The sequence below is a fragment of the Methylobacterium sp. E-045 genome, assembly GCF_022829685.1.
In the GTDB taxonomy this organism is placed as follows: Bacteria; Pseudomonadota; Alphaproteobacteria; order Rhizobiales; family Beijerinckiaceae; genus Methylobacterium.
Genome location: NZ_JAKSYE010000011.1, coordinates 1 through 10,786 on the forward strand (window position 1 = coordinate 1; position 10,786 = coordinate 10,786).

Sequence of the window (10,786 nt, forward strand, 5' to 3'; positions counted from 1 at the left end):
CGCGTTGGCGACTACACCAGAGTGTGTTCGTGAGGGGTGCGGTGTGGAGTAGGGCCGCGCCCGACACCTTCCGCGAATGCCTGGACTCTTCCCCGACCAGAGTACGCCCATCTTGCGGATCGAGAGCGGCAGGCGGACCCTCGAGATGTTCCGTTGGCGCATCCCGAGTCCGAAGCAGTACGGGGAGCATCCGGTCACGACCGTGCGGAACGTTAAGAGCCTGCCCTGGCGGCATTGGCTCAAGCCGGAATACCGCTGCCTCGTCCCGGTGTCCTCCTTCAGCGAGTACGCGGACACCAAGCCAAAGAAGACACCGACGTGGTTCGCCCTCGATGACAACCGGCCGCTCTTCGCCTTCGGCGGCATCTGGCGACCCTGGACCGGCGCGCGCGGCACTAAAACCGAGAACCCCGATAGGGAAGAGGTCGAACACCAGCTGTTCTCGTTCCTCACATGCGATGCGAACGGCATTGTCGGCCCGGTTCATCCGAAGGCCATGCCGGTCTTGCTGACGACGCCAGAGGAGTGGCGGACGTGGCTTGAAGCACCGACAGAGATCGCCCTTGAGCTGCAACGCCCGCTGCCCGACGCCATGATGAAGGTGGTGGCGACGGGCGCACGGCGCGATCCGGCAGAATGAGGATCGCATCCCGGCCGGCCAGCTGGTGGGACCAGGCCAGCCGGGGAGCCGTTTTAACGGGCCGAAGCTTCTGCATCGGCAACAAGGCGCCGGGTCGCGGGGGCACGCGGAGTCCCACCCATTGTTCTGACCGGTAGCGTGACGCCATGGCATGTCGTGAAGCGTCTGGATCCGGCATAGGCCCGCGCCATGGCCGACCTGTTCACCCTCGCTGCGCTCATCATGGCCATAAGCTTCAGCGCAGCGGTGGCGCTCCTGCGATGAGACGGCGCGTTCGGTAGGCCGGACAGCCGTATACCCTCACCGCATGGCTCCCGCCGGCTCCGCCACCCGCTGCGATTCTCGCGAGCCGCTATCTCGAAAGCTATTCTGCCGCTTCGGCAGCTCCTTTCCGGATCCCCTGGCCTCGGTTTTCTCCGAAGTTAGAACCCTACTATCCGTGGGGTGAATCGCTTTGCACCCTACCCCCCTGACCGTCGCCCGGCTGGCGCGGCGCATCCATGCCTGCCACTCTCGGCTGATGATGCGGACGAGGTTCGGGCTGTTCTTCCTCCCCACGTGGCGACGTTCCTCGACTGTCAGCAGTCCATCGCCCTCGGCGAGGCGGATCGCGCCCTGAGCGAGGCGACGGCAGACCCCGGCCCGTGCCGCGATGGCGTCGATGCAGAGCCCGCACACACCCTTGGCGGCCACCTCGTCGGCGACGATGCGCAGGACCGCGAGCTGGCCCGTAGTGAACCGCGAGGCCAGAGCAGGCGGCATAGGGCCGGAACAGGCCAGCAGGCGCCTCCGGTCCCGCGACATGGCCTTGTCGGGGCTGGTGACGTTCCTGCGCGGCGGGAACAGGCTCGTACGGCCGGCGGAGATGCCGACGGGCACGATGCCATCACGGATGGCGCTGCGACGCCCGTGGAGCCGTTCGGCGAGCGCCTGCGCCTCTTCGCCGGCCAGAGCCCCCGACCCGTGCCCCTGCCACACCTGGCGCGATAGCTCATCCATCTGCGCAAGCGTCCGCGCGCCGTCGATCGCGGCAGCCATGGTCGCGTGAAACATCGTCCCCAACCCTCTCGGGCCGCGGCAGGCACAAGGCACGACTTCTCGATGCGGGAATTGGCGTTCCCGCTTGACTCCCGAGGGGGTCGTATGGCTTGTGGGGGACTGATGACGGGCCACCACAGGCCACTTCGATTTCGCGGCCCTCCTGTTTGGCGACAGGGGGGCCGTAGTCGTTTCAGGGTCTATCTCGCGGCGGTGATCTCTCCTGATGCCGGCTCACGACTCGGATAGGTCGAGGCGATGCCGATCCTCGCATGTCGGCCGGGCGGGGCGGATAAGTCAACGTTAACGCTTTCCCCTACACGCACGAATGAGCGCGGCAAGGGCGTTGATCGGGGCTGCGGTCGCCGTGATCGCGACGGCAATAGCCTGGATGGTGTCGGGGTCGACGTTGAGCACGGACATATTGGGCTCCCGTCCATCCGCCGCGATGCGCTCGGCCCTGACTGGGCTCGGCTTGAACGCGACGGAGCGAAAACGGGCGTACAACGTGAAATCCAGACGATGAGCGACACCCTGCTTCTGCTCACCCTAGCGACCGAGAACGCCGAGCTGCGCGCCCATCTCGCGGAGGTCCAGGACCAGTGCGTCGAGCTTGCCGTGGATGCCGGCGAGCTTCACGCCGAGGTCGAGGCGCTCCGGCGGGAGTTGACTGAAGTGCGGGCCGAGCGGGATGAGTGGTGCGATAGGTGTGAGGCTCCTGAGCGGAGCAGTTCCAAGAAGACGAAAGGACCGATGGTGTGATGCCATCGGAGGAATATAGAGCCTCGATCGATGTCCTATCCGGTTCCGCATGCATGGGAATTAGCTTCTTGAACAGAACGAGTTAGTTCGGGTCGGGGGACTCCAAAATTTACCGAAAGGAGACCAATCAGGCACCCGAGCGTTGCCGTCGCGCGGCCCCTCGAATAGGTCGCTCTAGGAGGCCGGTATGGGCATTTTTCAAGATCTCGTCGAACGCGTCACCGCCTATGTTGGCGACAAAACACTCATGCATGCGGCCGTGTCTGCAGCCTCGAACGTCATCGTGGCCGACAGTGAGGTCGATGAGGAGGAGGTCGAAGTTGCGCTCGCAGCTATGCGGGCCAATCCTATAATTGAGAAGGGCTACGATACGCTGATGCTCGAAGCCGAATTGTTCGACGGGATTGCACGGGCACGGACCCGCGTCGGACGGGCGGACAATCTGAGCCGCGTGGCCGCCATCGCCGACAGGTCCATCGATCAACGAAACGGGGTGTTCCTGATCGCGGCCGATGCTGCCGATCACGAGGGGATCAGCGACGTCGAGCATCTGGCCCTCGATGAGATTGCTGCCGCACTAGCGGTCGACAAGGAGCCGCTGCTCCATCAGACTCGGGTGAAGCCTTCTGTCGTCTCCTAAGGAGATTGCCCCCCTCGACGCTTGGATTGCGGATCACCCTGAACCGTCAGTTGGGTCGTTCCCGTTGGGAATTATGGTTCGGAGGCCAGCGAGAGGGTACTCCAACGGCGCTCCTTCGTTGTGGAGATCGGTCTTCATGCTCCATGGGAAGCCGAACCTTCAGCCGCGGGATCATTGGCTTGGCAGTGGGGTTGATTGATTGCAGCCGAACCCCGGATCCAGTCCCATGGCCGATGTTCGTCAGCCGCATCCCGATCCGATCGAGCAGGGTGCTCAGGCTCGCATGCATGGTCGCCCAAAGGATTCTTGCCCCTATCTGCGCGACAGCGAAGAGCGCGCCGCGTGGATGGAGGGGTATGACGGCACACCGCGTGAGGATGGACCAGATCTGCCAGCGAGCGAGAGCAGTCGCTGAGCAGCCTCAGGCCCTGCCTCCCACCGAAAGGACATTTCATGGCGACCTCGTTCAAGGGCCTCTACCTCTGCCCGCCGAAGCAGCCCCGACCGTCCCATGTTCAGGTCGGGGATGCCGAGCAGGACGAAATGAAGCTGTCGCTTGAGGAGTACGAAGCCCGCGGCGGCCAACCTCCTTGGCAGAGCTTACCATGGCAGAGCGAGAAGGGACTGATCCCGGATGACGGCGACAAACACGGACCCGAGATCAGCATGTAGGGCCATCCCCGTCCGGAACTGGTAGTGCATCTGATTTGAGACTAGGGAGGCGTTGGAACTGCTGAGGTCCCCCTCGGCCGAGCGTGGTCGAATACCGGCGGACCCCGCCGCTTGATCGGGATACCCAACGCCATTCTCGCGTTGCCAGCTACATCGACAGGAGCATCCATGAAAACTCTGACCCTCACCGCTTGCACCGTGGCCCTTGCATCCCTCGTTCTCGTTCAGATGGGAACGGCAGCGGATGCCCGATCCAGGCATAAGAAGCGTGGCATGGCCGTGACCACAAGCACGAGCACGACGGGCGGTAGGCCGGGGCGCACGGTCTCTCGCGGGGCAACTGGTGCAGATACGGTCACCTCAAACTCAGCAGCGGGCGGTAATTCGAGCCAGCCTTCGCGTGCATCCGGGACTGGAAGCGCCGGTGGTGGCGCAGGCGGAGGAATGTAGCAGGCAACCATTTGGTCGATCAGTCCAGCCTGGCCGGAGCGATCCGTGCCGGGTTTTTATGCAGCAGCGCAATCAAGCCCATGAGGATGGGAACGAGCTTAGCTTTTTCTCTGTTTTAGGGACGTTCCGGCCGCCTGTCTCGCGGTCGCTCAACGACAAGGATCACCCGCCATGAGCTTTCTCGGCAGCATCGTCAGCAAGATCCTCCACCCGTTCGGTGGAGGAAGCAACACGGCGGACGCCGCTCCCGCCAACGCCTCCACCAGCTCCGGCACCAGCGCACCGGCCTCCACCAGCTCAGCCCCAGCAGCCTCTGGCGAGCCCGTGGACGTGGAGGCGGTGCTGAACGGCCTCGCCGCCAAGAACTCCCAGACCCTCAACTGGCGGACCTCCATCGTCGACCTGATGAAGCTCCTCGACATCGATTCGAGCCTCAGCGCCCGCAAGTCGCTGGCCGACGAGCTGAATTACACCGGCGACAAGGAAGACTCGGCCACGATGAACGTCTGGCTGCACAAGCAGGTGATCAAGAAGCTCGAGGAGAACGGCGGCAAGGTGCCGGCCGATCTGAAGGATTGAGTAAGGAGGTAACTATAAGCCACCTTAAGCATTTCTACTGACCCCGCCCGGCCCATGCTACGGCGGGGTTTTTGCTGGGCCTCGTTACTTGATGCTTCTAACCCTAGCTGCCGTCCTCACCAGCCACGGCCTCGACAGCGGCGATGGCGTTTTCCAGTTCAGCGATGCGCTTCAGCACGCTGTCTGCTGGCATGGTGTCGTGCTCAGCCGCTGCTAGGATGAGTTTACGCTGACGGTCTTTCAGGCGGTCGAGAAGGGCTTCGAGGTTGGGCATAACGCCGGCCGTATCCTGCGGCAGCAATCTCGACAACTGCTTTCAATCGTCCATGATGTCATCGTTCCTCACCAAGGGGTGGGGCGCGTGATCATCGTGTCGACCCGCTTGCGCCGGCCATTGCTACGTTCAATCCAGATTTCGGCAGCCTCGAGAGCCAAGTTTGGGCCATGCGCGTAATCCCACCGCCAGTTCGGGTCCGCAGTTGGGCCCCACCTCAGATCGATGCTTTCCCGAAGGATCAGACGGAGACGGAACTCCCCCTCTTGCTGGCGAACCATTAAACGACGGAGGGCCTCTGAAGAAGCGGTCCAAGCATCTAATGCCCCCAGCTTTGTAAAAATGCGGGGCGCGTAGTCGTCCGTAGTGAACTCATGCCAAGGAGGGAGTTCGTCCGTCATCTAGGGCCTATCACGCCACGGCCCAGGTAGCCCAGCCCGCTCCGAAGAGAAGTTATATCATCAATGTATTTTTCCCCACATCAAATCTATTGAGAATGCTTCTAAGTTTGCCCTATAGGGCTGACATTGCCCCCCTGGAGAAAAGCGATATGACCGATCAAACCCCCGATTTGCAGACCAACTACATCGAACTCACGGCCGAGCTCGTAGCCGCTTACGTCTCCAACAACTCGGTTCCGGTAGGCGCATTGCCCGAGCTGCTGAGCAACGTGCATACCGCCGTCAGCGGCCTTGCAACGGGTGGAACCGCCGCAGTAGCTGAGGACAAGGTCGAGAAGGCGACGCCGGCTCAGATCAAGAAGTCGATCACGCACGACCACCTCATCAGTTTCGAGGACGGAAAGCCCTACAAGACGCTGCGCCGGCACCTGACCCTCCGTGGGCTGAGCCCAGAGGCCTATCGAGCGAAGTACGGCCTGTCTGCCGACTACCCCATGGTCTCTGCCAGCTACTCGGCCCAGCGCTCCGAGCTTGCCCGATCCCTGGGTCTCGGGCAGGTGCGGAGGGGTCCAGCAAAGGCGGCATCGGTCGCGCCGGAAGAGACGGTCAGCGAGAAGGCCCCTCCGGCTTCTGAGAAGCCCAAGAAGGCGGGTCGGCCGCGCAAGGCTGCATCAGCCGCCTGACTGGCGCCGAGAGCCTCCAAGGCGCCGCTACGGTCTATGCGATGGCGGGCTCAGCCCTGCTCCGATCCGCTACTACTGACAAGGGTACGGATCATAGCCCAGAGCGCTTGTTGCTCTGGGCCGCCCCTGTCGAGGCTTAGGATACGGGCAAGGCCATGTTTCCGGCATGCCCACCAGAAGCTTCGTTGGCGGAGTGTCGGACACCCTCGACATCATCGGCACCGCGTGTCGCACAAGTTCAGGCAGTCAACCACTTAAAGAGTGAGACGCTACCAAGTGCCATCAGGCCAAGCCCGATTGCTTCGACACCAACTAGAAATGCCAATGTCGCATCCTGCGCAAACCCATCAGCAAAATGCTCCTCCGGCTCCGGTATGTGCCCGTTGTCGAAGTGCTGCATCTCAAAATCCGCTGCGGTCAGGGAAGCACGACCGTAGGCAGTTAATTTTGCATTCACCATTCGGAAAACTACGCATGGCTGCGTCTAGGCCCGCAAACTCGTGCACCAAGATCTTTGGCCGCTGGCCAGGGATGGGCAGCAGTCCGGTTCAAGGTTGGCGGGCATCGGTTTTGATAGACTCGCCTGGAACACTCACCTCCGCTTTAGGTTTGCCCTGCACGCGTGGGTTGGAACCCTGCCTAGCCGAAAGATGGGGCGGTACATTTTCAACTGAACCAATGCCTAGGGGTAAATCCGTAGACGACGAATAACGCTAGCATCGCGAGCAGCCAGGGCAGGTTGCTTGAAAGCGCGACGACAAGCAGGCCCAGGTAGCCTATCGCCGTCGAGGTCATAATCGCTGCCACGTATGGGTTCACAGAACCTGCCCATCCTCGTCTGTTTCAAGCCACGCTGGATGACACCGCGCCAGACCTTTTGCGATTTATCGCCAAATCGGGCAGCCGAACCGCAGCGATGCGCGCAATGTCGGCGCCACCATAGTTGATCCGCCCGACCAATTGTTCACCACCCCGAACCAGCCAAGCTGACGCCACTCCGCGAAACGCGGTGCACGTTGCCATAGGTGCCTTCCCGATACCCCTGACGCGACTGTCGATGGATCGCCTCTCCAAGATCACCTGCAACCTGCCGTAAGGTAGCTTGATCGCAGGTCGCAGCAACCCGTGTCCCGAGCTCCCGAGTATGGGTCCGTGCGTAGAGGAAGGCGGCTAATCGGGCTCGGGTACGCTCAGGAATGGCCGCTACCAGAGAAGGAAGTGCGCCTGCATCGGCCCGATAGATCTTGCCGAGTTGGTCTTCCGATACCGGGCAGCCGTGATCGAAATCCTCAATGCCGATGGAGCGAGCCTGGTACACGATGACACCTGCCGATTAAGCCAAGGGCATCATCGTAGGCCGTGGTTAACGATTGGTGATCGGTTCCCACATGGCGAGAGAAGCCATTAACAAATTCTCGGCTTGCATACCTTGATAGGCCCTGCATCTATCGACCCGGTCGTTTCAGGGTCACGGCTCAGCGAGGCCTGATCTGTCGGCTGCGGCGCAGTCTTGGGGATCTTCATCAACTGAAATGCGCAGATGCAGCATAGAGCCAAGGATGCCAGCCAGAGGGCGCCTCTCGCCGTTCTTATGGTACGCTTTGACATAGCTCCGAGAGTGAGCCGAGATAGTTAGCAGGTTCCTAACGCCCTCGGGTGACGCGCCATACCAGACTTTTTCTCAACAGGCAGCCCCGCCGCCCCGATCTGATCACGGAGCCGGCGAGGTGGGTCGTCCATCTCACGCTGAGCCGGTACGCAACTTGGCTCGACGGGGAGGATGGGGCGAGGCGGTTAGCTGAAGGCGAAAGGGTCCATGATCCCCAATCGCAATGCGGGATCTCAGACTGGAAGCTGCTTGATCCCCGAGTGCCGGTTCATTGGGATCTCGAACAGGAAAGGAGGCGCAAGCCGAAGAAGGATGTCTATATCCGGCCACCTCCACATCAAGAAGGATGCCTGCTGGTTGATCGGCGTCTTCTGATACGCGGGGGCAAGAACCAACCCTTTTAAGCCAGCTTGCCTAAAGGCGGCGCGTTCTGCCTTGTTGTCTTTGATCCGACCATCTCCGGTAATGACGAGCCAGTCGTCGCCTGTTCCTGCGAGATAGCTCATCCATTCGAGGTCGGAGGCGTGTCGGCCGCAGGCAAGGTCGCGGATATGAGAAGCGCTGCTCTTGCGGTGACTCAGGTAGCCATCAAGCGTCTCGGCGAGGACGGGGCTCGTGCAATTGTCGAAGAAGACCCTCAAGCGGCCCGCCGAAGATCCATCTCACGTCTAAACGTAAGAGCGCGCTTCACCGAGCGGATGGGGACATCCCAAGCCCGAGCTGCGGCTTCCGGCGATCCCTCAGCCTCAACGGCTAATACAAGCGCGTCGACTGGAACCGAGGTCTCTGCCTCAATCGGCTGTCCGAACGAGCGTGTTGGATCGATCTTCACCGATTTGCTACGCCCAAGCGGCCACCAAACAGAAGGTATGCCGGCCCCGTCATAATCGAGGTTGGTTAGGCTGCGCTCTAGGATGTCGCGGAACGCGAACTGCTTCCGAAACAAGTCTATGAGCTTGGTCTGTCCGTCCTCCTCTACGACCTGGAGGAACACCGTCCGACCGTCCGATCGGAAGCGAGCCGTCGAGAGTGGTCGCGCATCACCGACAACATCGCGGGCAACCTCGATTGCCTGCCGAACGCGCTGCGGGCTCAAGCCCTTCTCGATAAAAGTCGAGGCGACACGGACTTCCTGCAAATCCCGGAAGCCAAGGAAGATGCCTTCCTCGCCCAGATCCACCTGCGGCTGCCACAGCGGCTCGTAACGCTTGCCGTTAGCCTCATGGCCACGGAGCCACCGAGTGATCTTTGCGGGGGCAATGCCCAGGAGGCGACCGGCATCGGCGGGCGTATATAACCCGATACCGACAAGGCCGAGAGCCTGATGCTGCGCGTTGTGTCCCACAACTGAGGTGGTCGACTGTTGTCGGGTCAGCGTCAAGGGCATGTCCTACGGCTTCGCAAATACACCCCCAGCCTTCCGCTCCTAAAACCTGATGCTGGCCCTCCCTCAGCTCTCGAAAAGGGGGCTTTTAGGGCACGCGAGTCGGAGCGTATTTCCCTACGGGCCACCCCCATTCCGATTAAAAAATGCGGTCCCTTTTATGGAGCGCCCAAGGTGGGGTTGGCCATCGCTCTATGACCAGTCCGCGAATGAGCCTCCTTCGCTCGGCGTGCTCAGAACGTCGAATGCCGCATCCAGCCGTCTAATGTCCCAGATCACGCACGCATCGATCTTGAAGGGCTTCGGCAAGCGACCGTCCCTCAAACACTCGTCGAACTTCGAGGGGCTGACACCAACGTACCGAGCTGCATCTTCGCGACGCAGGCCGCGGCGGGGCGCTACTTCGATCCTGCTGGGGGCTTGGACACTAGCGGCTGTCACGGCAGCTCCCTTCGCTTAAGTTTCACCCCCGGCTCGCCGTGGTTCAGGAACTCGATCCCCTTGGCCTCCAGCACACGCATCACCTGCTGAATTTTATCGAGACCGCTGATGAGCCCTTCAGATCCACGCTTCTCCATGCTGCCGATGGTGTTGATGTTCACACCCGCCCGCTTGCCGAGGGTGCTATGATCCATCCCAGCCATGCGCCACCGTCGAGGCTCGCAAGCACCGCCGGAACGATCCGGCTCTGACCTGGGGCGCCGCCCTTTCCCGCGCCCTCCGGTTCTTCTGGCCTGCGCTACCACTGCTCGCCGCCTCGTCGTCCCGGCTGCTGCCCCCGTGGCTCCTATGCCTGCCGCCTCCGCGCTGGCGTCCTGACCCGCGCCTGGGAGCTGTTCCGCTCCTCGTACAACTAACCCCGCGTTCCCTTCCGCTCCATCGGCCGCGACTGCTTCACCTGGGCGCTCAAGCGGGCTTGGTCTGAGGCCCGCGAGACGGCTCGCCTTGCCGGTCTCGGTGTCAAGGCGCTGAAGGCCGCCGATGCGGTCGAGCCCCGCGTGCAGGTCGGCCTCTCGACCTCCTACACGGACAGCATCCACATGGTTGCCGCCCGCCGCAACGCTGCCCGGCTCCGTACCGCTGCCATGGCCTACGCGGCGGCGAGTTAGACGATGGCCAAAACCTTCACCAGGCGCGCCGTTTTCAGTGCCGCTTCCCTGTTCGGGCCCCTGCTCTGTCCTAGCGCTGCCGCCGTTCCCCCCCCGGCAATGACCATGGATCGTCTGCCTGCTGACCAATGTGAGTGGATGCGAGCCGGGCACAGGGACAGGCGGTCACTCCAGCCCGCCTCTTGCCGATCGCGCGCGGTTCGGTTCCATCGCAATTCGCCCTTGGTTCAGAAACCATGACCATCCCGCCCGCGCTCTCCTAGCGCCACGCATTCCCGCCGGCGGGTAGCCGGCCCTCCCCTTCGACCCTGCCGCCACGAGCCCTCTGGAGCCCGACCGATGACGCACGCCCGCATCCCCGATTTCAGCGTCCCCCTCGTCCCGACCGCCGTTGTCGAGCGGGTACCCTTCCACGCTGACCCAGTGCTGGCCGCCATCGACGCCCACGACGAGGCTTGGTCCGTCTGGCAGGCCGCTCCGGAGGCTCGGGTGGCCGCAGCCCTGGCTGAGATGAGCGCCGCTCTCGACCGCCTGCTGGTGACGCC

The 10,786-nt window shown here is 62.4% G+C and carries 14 protein-coding genes and 1 pseudogene; 9 read left to right on the plus strand and 6 right to left on the minus strand.

Features of this window, described 5'->3' with window-relative positions:
• The first annotated feature begins 76 nt into the window (after positions 1-76).
• Complete coding sequence (locus MKK51_RS00585; RefSeq protein ID WP_409565590.1) at positions 77-640, plus strand: SOS response-associated peptidase family protein; 564 nt, start codon at positions 77-79, stop codon at positions 638-640.
• 300 nt (positions 641-940) lie between these two features.
• Here the strand turns inward: MKK51_RS00585 and MKK51_RS00590 are convergent, their stop codons facing one another.
• Positions 941-1,678, minus strand: a complete 738-nt coding sequence (locus MKK51_RS00590; protein ID WP_243974345.1) for a hypothetical protein — start codon at positions 1,676-1,678, stop codon at positions 941-943.
• A gap of 258 nt (positions 1,679-1,936) precedes the next feature.
• Between MKK51_RS00590 and MKK51_RS00595 the strand changes: the two genes are divergently transcribed.
• The 6 genes from MKK51_RS00595 to MKK51_RS00620 all read left to right on the plus strand — a co-directional run bounded on the left by MKK51_RS00595 (position 1,937) and on the right by MKK51_RS00620 (position 4,781).
• Entirely contained in the window at positions 1,937-2,440 is a 504-nt protein-coding gene (locus MKK51_RS00595; RefSeq protein ID WP_243974346.1) for a hypothetical protein, read from the plus strand.
• Between the two features lie 187 nt (positions 2,441-2,627).
• Complete coding sequence (locus MKK51_RS00600) at positions 2,628-3,080, plus strand: Tellurite resistance protein TerB (protein WP_243974347.1); 453 nt, start codon at positions 2,628-2,630, stop codon at positions 3,078-3,080.
• 226 nt (positions 3,081-3,306) lie between these two features.
• Entirely contained in the window at positions 3,307-3,495 is a 189-nt protein-coding gene (gene rmf, locus MKK51_RS00605) for a ribosome modulation factor (RefSeq protein WP_243974348.1), read from the plus strand.
• A gap of 38 nt (positions 3,496-3,533) precedes the next feature.
• On the plus strand, positions 3,534-3,752 hold the full coding sequence (locus MKK51_RS00610; RefSeq protein ID WP_243974349.1) for a hypothetical protein: 219 nt from the start codon (positions 3,534-3,536) through the stop codon (positions 3,750-3,752).
• Positions 3,753-3,920: 168 nt separating this feature from the next.
• Positions 3,921-4,202: a hypothetical protein gene (locus tag MKK51_RS00615; RefSeq protein WP_243974350.1), complete on the plus strand. Its 282-nt coding sequence runs from the start codon at positions 3,921-3,923 to the stop codon at positions 4,200-4,202.
• Between the two features lie 171 nt (positions 4,203-4,373).
• Entirely contained in the window at positions 4,374-4,781 is a 408-nt protein-coding gene (locus MKK51_RS00620; RefSeq protein WP_243974351.1) for a DUF3597 domain-containing protein, read from the plus strand.
• Positions 4,782-4,884: 103 nt separating this feature from the next.
• Here MKK51_RS00620 and MKK51_RS00625 read toward each other — a convergent pair whose 3' ends face one another.
• On the minus strand, positions 4,885-5,055 hold the full coding sequence (locus MKK51_RS00625) for a hypothetical protein (protein WP_243974352.1): 171 nt from the start codon (positions 5,053-5,055) through the stop codon (positions 4,885-4,887).
• 550 nt (positions 5,056-5,605) lie between these two features.
• Here MKK51_RS00625 and MKK51_RS00630 point away from each other — a divergent pair.
• Positions 5,606-6,139 carry a MucR family transcriptional regulator gene (locus MKK51_RS00630; protein WP_243974353.1) on the plus strand — a complete coding sequence of 178 codons (534 nt, stop codon included), beginning with the start codon at positions 5,606-5,608 and terminating at the stop codon, positions 6,137-6,139.
• 238 nt (positions 6,140-6,377) lie between these two features.
• On the opposite strand, the gene MKK51_RS00635 is transcribed toward MKK51_RS00630, so the two are convergent.
• The 4 genes from MKK51_RS00635 to MKK51_RS00655 form a co-directional block, all read right to left on the minus strand.
• Complete coding sequence (locus MKK51_RS00635) at positions 6,378-6,539, minus strand: hypothetical protein (protein WP_243974354.1); 162 nt, start codon at positions 6,537-6,539, stop codon at positions 6,378-6,380.
• Between the two features lie 1,442 nt (positions 6,540-7,981).
• Positions 7,982-8,389 carry a hypothetical protein gene (locus MKK51_RS00640; RefSeq protein ID WP_243974355.1) on the minus strand — a complete coding sequence of 136 codons (408 nt, stop codon included), beginning with the start codon at positions 8,387-8,389 and terminating at the stop codon, positions 7,982-7,984.
• On the minus strand, positions 8,386-9,129 hold the full coding sequence (locus MKK51_RS00645) for a hypothetical protein (RefSeq protein WP_243974356.1): 744 nt from the start codon (positions 9,127-9,129) through the stop codon (positions 8,386-8,388). Before MKK51_RS00645 ends, MKK51_RS00640 begins: the two co-directional genes overlap by 4 nt.
• A 440-nt stretch (positions 9,130-9,569) precedes the next feature.
• Positions 9,570-9,767: a hypothetical protein gene (locus MKK51_RS00655; RefSeq protein ID WP_243974359.1), complete on the minus strand. Its 198-nt coding sequence runs from the start codon at positions 9,765-9,767 to the stop codon at positions 9,570-9,572.
• Positions 9,768-10,580: 813 nt separating this feature from the next.
• Between MKK51_RS00655 and MKK51_RS00660 the strand changes: the two are divergent.
• Positions 10,581-10,786, plus strand: a pseudogene (locus MKK51_RS00660) (hypothetical protein); the annotation flags it as partial.